This window comes from Rhodococcus aetherivorans, from assembly GCF_011058165.1.
Lineage (GTDB): Bacteria > Actinomycetota > Actinomycetes > Mycobacteriales > Mycobacteriaceae > Rhodococcus > Rhodococcus aetherivorans.
The window spans coordinates 11,973-25,019 of sequence record NZ_JAALEG010000056.1 but is presented as its reverse complement, the minus strand read 5'-3'; the positions used below and the strand labels follow the sequence as shown (position 1 = coordinate 25,019).

Here is a 13,047-nt window from a genome sequence, read left to right as displayed (position 1 = left end):
CGGTCAACCGGACGGTGCGCCTACAGGCCGGCGAGCCGCTCCCGCGCCGCGCGGTACTCGGTGGCGAGCCGGTCGACGAGCTCGGCGGCGGGGACGACGGCGTCGACCGCGCCGACGCCCTGCCCGGAACCCCAGATGTCGCGCCAGGCCTTCGCCTTCGCGCCGGTTCCGGAACTCTCGCCGGTGCCGAAGTCCATGGCCGACGGGTCCGACACGGCGAGGTTGTTCGGGTCGAGCCCGGCGGCTTCGATGCTGCCGCGCAGGTAGTTGCCGTGCACGCCGGTGAACAGGTTGGAGTAGACGATGTCGGCGGCGGTGGAGTCGACGATCATCTGCTTGTAGCGGGCGTCGGCGTTGGCCTCGGCGGTGGCGATGAACGCCGAACCGACGTAGGCGAGATCGGCGCCGGCGGCCTGCGCCGCGAGGATCGAACGGCCGTGCGCGATCGAGCCCGACAGCAGCAGCGGGCCGTCGAACCACTCACGGATCTCCTGGACCAGCGCGAACGGTGACTGGGCGCCCGCGTGGCCGCCGGCGCCGGCGGCGACGGCGATGAGGCCGTCGGCGCCCTTGTCGACGGCCTTGCGGGCGAAGGTGTTGTTGATGACGTCGTGCAGGACGATGCCGCCGTAGGAGTGGATGGCGTCGTTGACGTCGGTGCGGGCGCCGAGGGAGGTGATGACGACCGGGACCTCGAACTCGACGATCGTGGCGAGGTCTTCTTCGAGGCGGTCGTTGGAGCGGTGCACGATGAGGTTGACCGCGTAGGGCGCGGACGGCGCCTCGGGGTGGTTGGCGTCGTGCTTGGCGAGGGCCTCGGTGATGCGGGTGAGCCACTCGCGCAGCATCGCCTGGGGGCGCGCGTTGAGCGAGGGGAAGGAGCCGACGACGCCGGAGGTGCACTGGGCGATCACCAGGTCCGGACCGGAGACGATGAACATCGGCGACGCCACGACGGGCAGGCGCAGCCGGTCTTGCAGGATCGAAGGCAGGGCCATGCGAATCTCCTTGGTGATTTCGGTGTTACGACTGCCCGAGCTGGGCGGCCATGAGCGGGATGAGGGCCTGCAGGCCCTTCAGCGGACGGGTCATGACCTTGAACGAGATGATCCGGCCGCGGTCGTCCCAGCGGATCAGGTCGATGCCGTTGACGTGGATGCCGTCGAGATCGGCGGTGAACTCGAGAACCGCCGAGTCGTCGTTGTACCACTCGTCGACGTAGCGGAACCCCGCACCGGAGAACACGGTGAGCGCCGCCCGCAGGTAGGCGACGGTCCTGGCCTTGCCTTCCTGCGGTGTGAACACCGCGGGGGAGGAGAATACGGCGTCGTCGGCGATCAGGTCCTCGAGGGCGGCCATGTCCTCGTGCTCGACGATGTGATGCCAGCGTTCGACGACGGGGGGCCGGGTACGAGCGGTCATGGTTCCCTCTCTGTGTGCGTCGCTTCGAGCGTAGGGGCCGCGCCACTAAACAGTCAATGTTGACCGTTCATGCGCGAAACGGCGGTACGGGCAGATCGTCGCGGAACAGGTCCGGCAGGTCGGCGGACACGCTGTCCGGGAACGCCGCGGGACGCTTCTCGAGGAACGCCGAGATGCCCTCGCGGGCGTCGCGCCCGACGCCGCGGAGGTTGATGCCGCGCGTCTCGATGCGGTGCGCGACCATGGGGTGCTCGGCGCCCAGCGTGCGCCACATCATCTGCCGCGAGAGCGCCACCGACACCGGGGCCGAGTGCTCGGTGAGGCTGCGGGCCAGCGCATACGCCCGCTCGAGCAGTTCGGCCCCGGGATACAGCGCATAGACGAGCCCGGCCGTGTGGGCCTCGGCCGCGTCGAAGATCCGTCCCGAATACACCCAGTCCAGGGCGGTCTGCAGCGGAACCAGGCGGGGCAGGAACCAGGTGGAGCACGACTCGGGGACGAGGCCGCGGCGGTTGAACACGAAGCCGATGCGGGCGTCGTCGGCGGCGAGGCGGAAATCCGCCGCGAGCGTCATGGTGATGCCGACGCCGACGGCCGGGCCGTTGATCGCCGCGATGATCGGCTTGCGGCACTCGAACATGCGCAGCACGACGCGGCCGCCGCCGTCGCGCCGGACGTCGGCGGCCGTGTCATCGCGCCGGACGTCGGCGGCCGTGTCATCGCGCCGGACGTCGGCGGCCGTGTCATCGCGCCGGACGTCGGCGGCCGTGTCATCGCGCCGGACGTCGGCGGTCGCGTCGTCGCTCGGCTCGTCGAGCCGCTGCGCGAACGTGTCGGCACCGCCGGAGAGGTCGGCGCCGGCGCAGAATGCGCGCCCGGCGCCGGTGAGTACAACGGCGCGCACGGAATCGTCGGCGTCGCAGCGATCGTAGGCCGCGATCAGCTCGTGCTCCATCGTGGTGGTGAAGGCGTTGAGCCGGTCGGGGCGGTCGAGGGTGATGGTGGCGATGCCGTCGGCCACGGCGAGTGCGATGTGTTCCACGCCGGCCAGCATGACATGTTTACTGAACGATCGGTAGGTGTCAGGGCCGTGCACAGCGCGGCGCCCCCGTCACCACGGGAGTCGGCGACGGGGGCGCAGGGCGCGGCGTGCGGGCTTATCCGCGGGTCACGCGGCCGCGGCGGAACTCCCGGCCGCCCCAGATGCCGGACTGCCGGGTCTCGGTGGCGTAGGTGGCGCACGCGGTGGCAAGGGGGCAGCGGGCGCACACGTTGCGGGCGTAGTCGAACGACTCCGACGGGTCCGGGAACCAGGCGTCCGGGGTCGCGTCGCCGCGGCACGCGGCCAGGTCCCAGTCCGGCGTGGCGTCCGACGGGGCGAGCAGGTCGGTGAGCATCGTGGTCACGGGCAGGTCCTCCTTCCGAGGATGGGGATGCAGATCTGGTCGGGGCGGCGCAGGACTTGCGACGGATTCGCTGCCGCCCAGTGCGGTGTCTCGAATCCGCTTGTGGCAGATGGGTTCTCGGTGCCGTAAACGAAGTCGGAGCGGCGGTCACCGGACGAGGGGTGTCCGCCCGGCGGTCAGCACCTGCCGGGTGGTGCCGCCGGCGGCCCCGCATGTCGGGGCCCGGCCGGCGGAAGGATGCCCGCGACGGGATGCCGCATCGGCTGTCGCACCGGCGCAGCCGGGGGTGATGTGCACATCGCATGCCTCCTTCCGTGTCGTGGCCTTCCGTGTCGTGGCCGTCGTCGATCGGTCGGGTCCAACACGCCCCGCGGCCGGGTTCTTCCCGCCCGTGCGCGAACAGTGACGGGTACCTCATGACCCCGGCCTCCCTACATAGGTTTCGGCTATGGGTCGATACCCCGTTCGGACTTTGTCTCGGGCGCCGGTCCGGTGATCGACTCGACGGGACGTTCCGCCCCGTGCCCGGCCGGAACCCCGAGGATCCCGAGGAGACACCACGTGAGCGCTGTACTGACCGAGTTCGGCGACGGCATCGCCGTCATGACCATCAACCGGCCCGAGGCGCGCAACGCCGTCGATCTCGAGGTCGCCAAGGCGCTCGCCGCCGCCGTCGACGAGTTCGAGGCGCGACCGGACCTGGTCGTCGGGATCATCACCGGCGCCGGCGGCACCTTCTGCGCCGGCATGGACCTCAAGGCGTTCACCCGGGGCGAGCGGCCCTCGCTGCCCGGACGGGGATTCGCCGGGCTCACGGAGCGGCCGCCGACCAAGCCGCTGATCGCCGCGGTCGAAGGCTGGGCACTCGCCGGCGGGTGCGAGCTCGCCCTCTCGGCGGACCTCGTCGTCGCCGCCCGGGGCGCCAAGTTCGGCCTGCCCGAGGTCAAGCGCGGGCTCGTCGCCGCGGCCGGCGGTCTGCTGCGCCTGCCCAAGGTGCTGCCCTACCAGCTCGCCATGGAGATCGTGCTCACCGGTGACCCCCTCACCGCCGAGGTGGCGCACGCGCACGGCCTGGTCAACACCCTCACCGAGCCGGGCGCGGCCCTCGACGGCGCGCGGGCGCTCGCCGCCCGCATCAGCGGCAACGGACCGCTCGCCGTCCGTGCCTCCAAGCAGATCATGGCGTCGGCCGTGCAGTACACCGACGCGGAGGCGTTCGCGTCGCAGCGTGCACTCGTCGAGCCGGTGTTCGCCTCCGCGGACGCGCAGGAAGGGGCCCGCGCGTTCGCCGAGAAGCGCGCGCCGGTGTGGCGCGCGGAGTGACGGCTCCGGGAACCGCTACGACGCGAGGATCCGGGCCTTCTCGGCCTCGAACTCGGCCTCGGTCAGCACACCCTGCGTCTTCAGTTCGGCGAGTTCCTTCAGGGCGGTGATCCGGTCCATGCCGCCGGCGCCGCTCTCTGCGGGGGGAGCGGCGGCCGGCGCCGGGGCGGGCGGTGGTGGCGCGTACTGGGGCTGTTCCTCCGCCGCCCAGCGCCGGCCCTGGCGCCGGGAGACCCGGTTGGAAACAGCGGTGGCGGTTCCGGCCACCACGGCGGTGCGGGCGACCCCGCGAAGCAGTCCGGGCATGACGGTGTTCTCCTCGGGTGGGCGTTCGGCGTAGTCGGAATCGGATCCTGCTGCGGTGGTTCAGGTCTGGGCGTCGAGCGCCTCGAGTGATGCGAGGATGCTCTGAACCGGGATGCGGCCGGAGGCGACGAGTTGGGCTCCGTTGCGGCGCAGGGCGGCCGCGAAGGGTGCGGCCCAGGTGTTCTCGTAGACGACGATCGCCGCCGAGCATCCCGGTTCGAGAGCCGCACCGGCCTCGCCGAGGTCGGTGTCGTCGAGCAGGCCGGTGGCCGCCTCGGCGAAGAGGGTCACGTCGATGTCGCCCTCGAGTCCGACCTCGGAGATGTCGATCCCGCTCAGCGAGCCGTCGGTGTCCTTGCGGACGAAGGCGAGGTCGAGCACGCGGATGATTCCGCGCGCGACGAGGTCACGCAGCAGCGGCAGGGCCGAGCCGTCGGGCTGACGGTCTGCCGGGAACTCGACGACGAGATAGTCGATGGGACCTATTTCGTCGATGTCGGCATCGTTCACGGGTATACCTCTTTTCGCTGTGCCGGGAACGGGGCCATCGGGCCGTGTCCACCCGCGTCGACTCGGTGGCTGGTGCACGCGACCGACCCCGGCAGCCACCATCCTGCTCCGCTCGGTCCCGGAATGCCCTCGCTTCGGTCGATGTGGTGACCAAAGGCCTCTCGCATCCCTGGAATGCCGGTCGTCGGGCGGTCGAGGTCCGGCGAAGATCATCAACTCTATGCGAGGCGGCCGGTGGCGCGCGCACAATACCGTACGTCGGGCCGAATCGAAGGGAAGGCGATTGGCATGTCCCAGGACACGAGTGTCAAACACGATGTGGCGGCCGGTACCTCCATGGGCGCCGCGATCATTCTCGTCACGATCGGCATCCTCCAGGTCTTCCAGGGGATCGCCGCCGTGGCGGAGGACGAGTTGTTCGTCGTCGGGATCGAGTACACCTACAAGTTCGACTTCACCACCTGGGGATGGATCCACATCGTGCTCGGTGCGGTGATCGCTCTGGTGGGTTTCGCGCTGTTCACCGGCGCGACCTGGTCGAGGGTGGCGGCCATCGTGCTTGCGTCGCTGTCGATTCTCGCCAACTTCATGTGGCTGCCGTACTACCCGTGGTGGTCGGTGCTCATCATTGCGCTCGATGTGGTCGTCATCTGGGCGGTGGCCACGTGGAATCCGCGCCGGGACTACTACTGACCGCGGCACCGCCGGGCCGGGGCGTCGCCGATGACCGACGGTGAGGCCGGGCCGAGCCTGCCGGGGGTGGGGGGCCGCCGGTTGCTGTGGCTGGCTGTGCTGCGGCCGGCGCTCACCACGATCGTGTTGTTGATCGCGTACTTCGTGCTGCCGTTCGAGGATTTCGACGATGTCTCGGCCGTGGCAGTGCTCGCCGGTGGGTTCCTGGTGGTGTGCGCCGTGTGCGCCTGGCAGATCCGGCAGGTGCTGCGGTCACCGTACCCTGCCGTGCAGGCGATCGAGGCGCTGCTGCTGACGGTCGCCGTCTACCTGGTCGGGTACGCGACCGCGTATCACGTCCTGTCGTACAACGTTCCGGAATCGTTCGACGTGCCGCTCTCACGGATCGATGCCCTGTATTTCTGCGTGACCGTTTTCGCGACAGTGGGTTTCGGAGACATCGTCGCCACCACCCAGGCCGCGCGAGCGGTCGTCACCGCACAGATGGTCGGCAACCTCGTCCTCCTGGCGCTCGGCCTCCGGTTCCTGACCGCCGCCGTGAAGTGGCGCCAACAGCAGAAGAAGACGTGAGAGGGAGAACCTGATGACCGAGACCTCGAGAAGCGAGCCAGTGGTCGAACACCCCACCAGGGAGGAGCGGGCGGAACGGGGGCGGGCGGCCCGCAGCCGGACCCCGCTGTCCGCGCTCGCCGAGTTCGATACGAGCCGTCGCCCCGATCCGCTCGACCTGCTGGAGCGGCAGGCGACGTCCCGGGTGCCGGAGCTGGTTCCGGTGCGCTACGGCCGCATGGCAGAAACGCCGTTCTCCTTCTACCGGGGTGCGGCTCTGGTGATGGCGGACGATCTGTCCCGCGGGCCCACCACGACCGTCCTCACCCAGCTGTGCGGGGACGCGCACATGAGCAATTTCGGAATCTTCGCCACCCCGGAACGCAAGCTGACCTTCGACATCAACGACTTCGACGAGACCTACCCCGGCCCGTTCGAGTGGGACGTCAAGCGACTGGTCACCAGCCTCGTGATCGCCGCGCGGGACAACGGTTTCACGGGCAAGCAGCAGGCGCGCATCGCCCGCGCCTGCGCAGCGGAGTATCGCGAGACGATTGCCCGGCAGGCGGAGCGGGGAAATCTGGCGGTGTGGTATTCGCACATCGAGCCCAGCACCGAACTCACGGAACTGCGCGACGAACTCGACTCCTCCATGAAGAAGCGCCTGCGCAAGACGCTCGAGAAGTCGCGCCACCGGGACAGCGTCCAAGCGCTCGCCAAGTTGACCGAGGTGGTCGACGGCCGGCGCCGGATCATCAGCGCCCCGCCGCTCATCGTCCCCATCGAGGAGGTCCTGCCCGACGCGGACGCCGACGAACTCTACGCGGATCTGCACCAGCGCCTGCGTGACTATCGGTCGACGCTCCAGTGGGACCGGCGGGTGCTCCTCGAACAGTTCGAGTTCGTGCAGGCGGCGCGCAAGGTGGTCGGTGTCGGCAGCGTCGGAACCCGGGCCTGGATCTTCCTGTTGCGCGGCACGGGTGACGACGACCCGCTCTTCCTGCAGGCCAAGGAGGCGCAACGGTCCGTGCTCTCGTACTACGTGGACGGGCCCACGTTTGCCAACGAGGGCGAACGTGTGGTCAACGGCCAACGTTTGATGCAGGCGGCCAGCGACATCTTCCTCGGCTGGCAGCAGGGCCCCGGACCGGACGGCGTCCGGCGAGATTTCTACCTGCGTCAGTTGCGGGACGGCAAGGGCTCGGCGGTCGTCGAGGCGATGACTCCCACCGGAATGACGCTGTACGGGCGGCTGTGCGGACGGGTACTGGCGTATGGGCACGCCCGATCCGGCGACCGCATCGCGATCGCCGAGTATCTCGGTTCCGGCACCGAATTCGACGACGCCATCACGGCATTCGCGATCGCCTACGCCGAACAGAACACACGCGACCACGCCGCACTCCTCGGTGCGATCTCCGAGGGGCGGATCACCGCCCGGCGAGGTATCTGATCCGAGGGAGCGCCGCCGGCCCGGTCCCGACGTTGCCTTCCGGACGCCGGTCGGACCACCTCACCGAACGGGAGGTCATGCCTCTTCCAACGCCTCGCCGATTCCCTGGAGGAGGCGGTGGTGATGTGCCTCGGCCAGAAGGTGACCCGCGGTGAGAGCAACTGCAACCGGCCATTCGAGGAGCTCGAGGGCAACCAAGGTGCCGATACCCGCGAGGTAGGCGAGCTGCTCGGGTGGCGGAATGCTGATGCGGCCCATGATCGGCAGGTCCAGGACGAGGTGTTCGGCTTCGCGCAGCCGTTCGAGGGCGGGCCGAGGTGCTGTCGCAGCTGACGTCGTGGCAGTCATGAGAGCCTCATTCGCTGTAGGGTCCGAACCTGCGGATTCCGCCGCCATGTCACTGCCGGATCGGTGGAGGCCGGAGTGGCGCGATCGGCCCTCTGCGGTCCGGGCGGCTCCACGACGGTGCGCACGCCGTCGGGGGAGCCTGTTGGTGTTTCGTCGGCACGGTCAGCGCCGGTCTCTGCGGTCCTCTCGTCGATCTTCCCGGCGGTCGGAACGACGGCGGACACCGTGAGCGACCACCGCCGCCGTCGCGACGGTCGTGGCCGTGCGAGCCACGGGTGCGGGTCCGATCACCGCGGCGCGACGCATACGCCTGGCTGCGAGGGGCATGTCAGTCTCCTTCTTGTTCGTCGGCCTCGATTGCGGCCAGCAGGGCTTGTACGGGGATGCGGCCGCTGGCCACCAGCTGTCCGCCGGCCCTGCGTACCGCCGATGCGAACGGCGCGGCCCACAGGTTCTCCCACACCAGCAGGGCCGCGGTGCTGCCGGGCTCGACGGCCGCGGCGACCGCTTCGACGTCCTCCTCGCTGAGCAACATCGCCAGCTCGGCTTCGTAGGAGCGGAGCGCGCCGATCTCGCTCTCGTCCAGGTCGGCGAGCTCGAACGCTTCGAGCGATCCGTCGGCGTCCTTCTTCAGCAACAGCAGATCCAGTACGCGTACTGTTCCGCGTTCGACGAGGTCGTCGAGCGCGGGTGCGATCTCGCCTCTGAACCTGCTGCCCGGGAACTCCACCACGATCCAGTCCACCGGACCGAGTTCGTCGATGTCGTCGCCGAGTTGTTGTTGGACTTGTTCGGTCATCTCGTCATCTCCTCTGCCGAGCTGCCGTCCGTGGAATACCAAGGGCGACAGATCGTTCGTGGGTTCCACGTCCGACGGGCGGTTCTTCTACGAGCCGCCTCGTCCCGGATGGCCGGCTTGTCGGAGAGTCCGATGACGACCTGGCAAGTCGGTCTGCCGGTGTTTTCCGACAGAGTCGACGCTAGACCTGATGGCTGCGCCCGGAAAGGGGATCCGGTGAAGGCCGCTCGATCCGATGACCTACCGTGCCGGAAATGGACCCGAGCAAGGCAGATCGGATGTTCCGGACACAGATCCGGTGCCGCGCCGTCTACGCCTCGTGTGCCGGCTGCTGTTCGGGACGGGGGTGACGGCGGAACCATGCGGCGTACCGGTCGGCGAGGGGGGCGGCGGTGACCCCGTGGGCGAGGACCGACAGGCCCACGGTGACGACGGCGGTGAGCAGCAGCAGGTCCTCGTGGGGCAAGGCACCGGGTTCTTCGAGAATCAGGATGACGAAGACGATGGTGGCCAGTCCGCGGGGGCCGAACCAGCCGAGGAAGGCAAGGGTCGGGGTGCGGGCGTGGGTGCCGAGCAGCGACAGCGCGACGGGGACCATGCGGACGACGGTCAGGCTCAGCACGGCGTAGGCGAGCACCGGCCACGACAGGTGTCCGAGGGCCGGGCTGAGCAACACCGCCCCGAAGACGATGAACGTGACGGCACTGAACACATCCCCGGCCTCGTCGATCAGGTGGGAGACCTCCCCCTCGGCGCGGCGCCGGATCGCCCCGAAGGTCAGCCCGCCGACGAACGCGGCGATGAATCCCGAGCCGCCGAGGGGCACGGCGACGGTGTAGGCCAGCGTGGCGGCGGCCACCGGCACGATCTGAACCCACAACGGGTCGATCGTGCGGTGCCGCCCGGCGAGGATCAGCACCGCCGCCGCGACCGCTCCGGCACCGACCCCGGCGACGATGCCGTAGCCGATCTGCTCGGTGACCAGCCGTACGGCTGCACCGCCGCCGATTGCCCCGGACTCGGCGCGTGCGATCGCCAGCACGATCAGGAACAGCGGTACGCAGATGCCGTCGTTGAGGCCGCTTTCGACGTTGAGTCCCTGGCGCACCCGCGACGGCAGGATCGGCAGGGTGACCACCGCCTGCCCGAGAGCGGCGTCGGTGGGCGCGAGGAGCACGGCGAGCAGCAGCGCCTCGGGCCAGGAGAGGTCGCCCAGCACGAGCACCGCGGCGCCGAACCCGGCCGCGATGGTCAGCGGTAGTCCTATACAGAGAAGGCGTGCAGGAAGTGAGATTTCGGCTCGTAGAGCGGTCGGGTCCACGCGGGCGGCGTCGGAGAACAGCACGAGGGCGAGGGTGACCTCGGCGAGAAGTTTCACCGTTTCGCTGGTGGCCTCGACGTCGATCAGCCCGGCAGCCTGTGCGCCCAGCACGAGGCCGCCGACGGTGAAGACCATCGGGGCCGTGATGGAAGTGCCCGCAACCCGTCCGGAGATCGCCGCGAAGACGAGCAGGATGCCGGCGATCGCCGGAAGCGCCCAGGTCACGATGCCCCCTCCGCGGGCGGAGGGCGGTGGCGGGGTGCGTCGGCCGGCCATCGGCGTCCGCGCGGCAGAACGAGAGCTGCCACACCCAACCACAGCGGAATTCCCAGGAACACCAAGATGATCCACGTCATGAGTCGGGTCCTTCTCGCCTCGCCGCACCGGATTTCCGGGACCGGCTCGACCGGAGGGGCGGCGTCGTCACATTCTGCCGAATCCGAGACATCGTGCGAAGAACTTCGGCGGATCGGGCCGTTTGCATGGTCGGCGATTCGGACGGTCGGTACGCTCGAGATGCCGGAGACCGACAGGTCTGCTCGAGATCGGGAGCGTCGCCATGGCAAGGACCCACCACGGAAAGATCGCCGTCGACATCCGCGACTCCGTGCCGGACTGGGCGCCGTATCTGCCTGCGCAGGCGCCCGAGGGCGCCCCGAACGTCCTGATCATCGCGTGGGACGACGTCGGGTACGGCAGCATGGACATCTTCGGGGGCCCGATCGAGGCACCCACCATGCGCCGCATCGCCGACCGGGGTGTGAAGTACTCGAACTTCCACACCACCGCGCTGTGCTCCCCGACCCGGGCGTCGCTGCTGACCGGGCGAAACGCGACGACCAACGGCATGGCGACCATCGCCGAGTTCAGCTCCGGGTTCCCGGGCATCTCCACCCACATTCCCTTCGAGAACGGGTTCGTCTCCGAGGTGCTGGCCGAGCAAGGGTGGAACACCTACTGCGTCGGCAAGTGGCACCTGACCCCGGGCGACGAGACGAACATGTCGGCGGTCAAGGCCCGGTGGCCGTTGGGCCGCGGGTTCGAGCGGTTCTACGGCTTCCTCGGCGGCGAGTCGAGCAGCTGGTACCCCGACCTGGTGTACGACAACCATCCGATCGACGCCCCCGGCACCCCGGAGGACGGCTATCATCTGTCGAAAGACCTGGTGGACAAGGCAATCGAATTCATCCGCGACGCCAAGGTCGTCGACCCGGACAAACCGTTCTTCATGTACCTGGCCCCGCAGGCCGGGCACGCCCCGCATCACGTGTTCACCGAATGGGCCGACCGGTACAAGGGCAGGTTCGACCAGGGCTACGAGGCCATCCGTGCCGAGATACTGCAGCGGCAGAAGGACCTCGGGTTGTTGCCCGAGGGCACCGAGCTTTCCCCGATCAATCCGCACGGGGAGCCGGCCACCACCGGACCCGACGGACAGCCGTGGCCGCTGCTCGACACCGTCCGGCCCTGGGACTCGCTCACCGCCGACGAGCAACGCCTGTTCGTACGGATGGCCGAGGTCTTCGCCGGCTACATCTCCTACACGGACGATCAGCTCGGCCGGGTGATCGACCTGCTCGAAACGACCGGCGAGCTCGACAACACCCTCATCGTCGTGGTCTCCGACAACGGTGCCAGTGGTGAAGGAGGGCCGAACGGATCGTTCAACGAATGGCGGTTCTTCAACGGGGTTCCCGACACCACCGAGGGCACCCTGCCGCACCTCGACGAGCTCGGCACACCGCTGTCGTACAACCACTACAACACCGGCTGGGCGTGGGCCTTCGACACACCGTTTCCGTACTGGAAGCGCTGGGCCGGCTACGAGGGTGGCGTCGCCGACATGTGCGTGCTCTCGTGGCCGGCGCGGATCGACGCCTCGGCCGAGCCCCGCCCGCAGTACGTCCACGCCGTCGATGTCGTCCCGACGATCTACGAGTTGCTCGGCATCACCCCGCCCGAGGTCCTGAAGGGGTACACCCAGAGTCCGCTCGAGGGAGAGAGCTTCGCGTCCTCGCTGACCGATCCCGCAGCGCCGGGCAAGGCCGTGCAGTTCTACGCGATGCTGGGGCAGCGCTCGCTGTATCACGAAGGGTGGCTCGTCTGTTCCGTGCATCCGCCGCTGTCCGGGTGGGGCCACTTCGACAAGGATGTGTGGGAGCTGTACCACCTCGCGGAGGACCGGGCGCAACTGCACAACCTCGCCGACGCCGAACCCGAGCGGCTGGAAACCCTGAAGAGCCTGTGGTTCTACTACGCCGGCCGCTACCACGGGCTACCGCTGGACGACCGCAGCGCCCTCGAACAGGTGCTCGCCGAACGCCCCCGCCCGGGAAAAGCGCGAGACCGCTACGTCTACTACCCGGACTGCGCGGACGTCCCCGAGGCGGCCGGTGTCGCCATCACCGGACGGTCCTACACGATCGTCGCCGGAGTCCACGTGGACTCGGCCGATGCCGAGGGCGTCCTCTACGCCCACGGCGGCCTGGCCGGCGGCCACAGCCTCTACGTCAAGGACTGCCGTCTGCGCTATGCCTTCAACTGGGTCGGCACACACCTGCAGACCGTGGTCGCCGACCGGGACATCACTCCCGGTGCCCACGTGTGCACCGCCGAATTCGCCGTCGCCGGGAAGAACACCGATCCGGCGATGCCGGGCTTCGCCGGCACCCTGACCCTCTACGTCGACGATCAGCAGGTGGCCACCGGTGAGATCGTCACCCAGCCGGGGGTGTTCTGCCTCGTCGGTGACGGTATCTGCGTCGGGCGGGACAGTGCCTCTCCGGTCACCCCGGACTACGTGTCCCCGTTCCGGTTCACCGGGGGAACGATCGACAAGGTCGTCGTCGACGTTTCCGGCGAACGCTATGTCGACCACGAGGCGCAGGTGCGGGCCTGGTTCTCGATCGATTGACCG

At 69.2% G+C, this 13,047-nt stretch carries 14 protein-coding genes; 5 read left to right on the top strand and 9 right to left on the bottom strand.

Annotated features, from left to right (window positions below):
- Positions 1–20 precede the first annotated feature (20 nt).
- The 4 genes from G6039_RS19965 to G6039_RS19950 form a co-directional block, all read right to left on the bottom strand.
- The gene (locus G6039_RS19965; RefSeq protein ID WP_006944593.1) at positions 21–998 is read right to left on the bottom strand and encodes an NAD(P)H-dependent flavin oxidoreductase; all 978 of its coding nucleotides are present in this window, start codon (positions 996–998) and stop codon (positions 21–23) included.
- Between the two features lie 25 nt (positions 999–1,023).
- Complete coding sequence (locus tag G6039_RS19960; RefSeq protein WP_043798301.1) at positions 1,024–1,422, bottom strand: nuclear transport factor 2 family protein; 399 nt, start codon at positions 1,420–1,422, stop codon at positions 1,024–1,026.
- Between the two features lie 67 nt (positions 1,423–1,489).
- A complete protein-coding gene (locus G6039_RS19955) occupies positions 1,490–2,464 on the bottom strand; it encodes a crotonase/enoyl-CoA hydratase family protein (protein WP_420902769.1) in 975 nt (324 codons plus the stop codon).
- Between the two features lie 115 nt (positions 2,465–2,579).
- Complete coding sequence (locus tag G6039_RS19950) at positions 2,580–2,828, bottom strand: WhiB family transcriptional regulator (RefSeq protein ID WP_006940478.1); 249 nt, start codon at positions 2,826–2,828, stop codon at positions 2,580–2,582.
- A 561-nt stretch (positions 2,829–3,389) separates the two neighbouring features.
- Here G6039_RS19950 and G6039_RS19945 point away from each other — a divergent pair.
- Positions 3,390–4,151, top strand: a complete 762-nt coding sequence (locus G6039_RS19945) for a crotonase/enoyl-CoA hydratase family protein (RefSeq protein WP_006940476.1) — start codon at positions 3,390–3,392, stop codon at positions 4,149–4,151.
- Between the two features lie 15 nt (positions 4,152–4,166).
- Here the strand turns inward: G6039_RS19945 and G6039_RS19940 are convergent, their stop codons facing one another.
- The gene (locus G6039_RS19940) at positions 4,167–4,457 is read right to left on the bottom strand and encodes an SHOCT domain-containing protein (RefSeq protein WP_029546956.1); all 291 of its coding nucleotides are present in this window, start codon (positions 4,455–4,457) and stop codon (positions 4,167–4,169) included.
- 60 nt (positions 4,458–4,517) lie between these two features.
- The gene (locus G6039_RS19935) at positions 4,518–4,967 is read right to left on the bottom strand and encodes a DUF6325 family protein (RefSeq protein WP_006940473.1); all 450 of its coding nucleotides are present in this window, start codon (positions 4,965–4,967) and stop codon (positions 4,518–4,520) included.
- A gap of 288 nt (positions 4,968–5,255) precedes the next feature.
- On the opposite strand from G6039_RS19935, the gene G6039_RS19930 reads away from it, so the two are divergent.
- Genes G6039_RS19930 through G6039_RS19920 form a run of 3 tightly spaced genes read left to right on the top strand, consistent with a single transcriptional unit; the run spans position 5,256 to position 7,662 of the window.
- Positions 5,256–5,660 carry a DUF7144 family membrane protein gene (locus G6039_RS19930; protein WP_043798307.1) on the top strand — a complete coding sequence of 135 codons (405 nt, stop codon included), beginning with the start codon at positions 5,256–5,258 and terminating at the stop codon, positions 5,658–5,660.
- Positions 5,661–5,690: 30 nt separating this feature from the next.
- Entirely contained in the window at positions 5,691–6,230 is a 540-nt protein-coding gene (locus G6039_RS19925) for a potassium channel family protein (RefSeq protein ID WP_006940470.1), read from the top strand.
- A gap of 13 nt (positions 6,231–6,243) precedes the next feature.
- The gene (locus tag G6039_RS19920) at positions 6,244–7,662 is read left to right on the top strand and encodes a DUF2252 domain-containing protein (RefSeq protein ID WP_043798309.1); all 1,419 of its coding nucleotides are present in this window, start codon (positions 6,244–6,246) and stop codon (positions 7,660–7,662) included.
- 75 nt (positions 7,663–7,737) lie between these two features.
- On the opposite strand, the gene G6039_RS19915 is transcribed toward G6039_RS19920, so the two are convergent.
- The 3 genes from G6039_RS19915 to G6039_RS19905 all read right to left on the bottom strand — a co-directional run bounded on the left by G6039_RS19915 (position 7,738) and on the right by G6039_RS19905 (position 10,355).
- Positions 7,738–8,010 carry a hypothetical protein gene (locus G6039_RS19915; protein ID WP_006940466.1) on the bottom strand — a complete coding sequence of 91 codons (273 nt, stop codon included), beginning with the start codon at positions 8,008–8,010 and terminating at the stop codon, positions 7,738–7,740.
- A gap of 328 nt (positions 8,011–8,338) precedes the next feature.
- Positions 8,339–8,809, bottom strand: coding sequence for a DUF6325 family protein (locus G6039_RS19910; RefSeq protein ID WP_029546959.1), 471 nt, complete (start codon positions 8,807–8,809; stop codon positions 8,339–8,341).
- Between the two features lie 310 nt (positions 8,810–9,119).
- On the bottom strand, positions 9,120–10,355 hold the full coding sequence (locus tag G6039_RS19905; protein ID WP_043798312.1) for a cation:proton antiporter: 1,236 nt from the start codon (positions 10,353–10,355) through the stop codon (positions 9,120–9,122).
- Positions 10,356–10,689: 334 nt separating this feature from the next.
- Here G6039_RS19905 and G6039_RS19900 point away from each other — a divergent pair, with 334 nt between their 5' ends.
- Complete coding sequence (locus tag G6039_RS19900) at positions 10,690–13,044, top strand: arylsulfatase (protein WP_043798314.1); 2,355 nt, start codon at positions 10,690–10,692, stop codon at positions 13,042–13,044.
- Positions 13,045–13,047 lie beyond the last annotated feature (3 nt).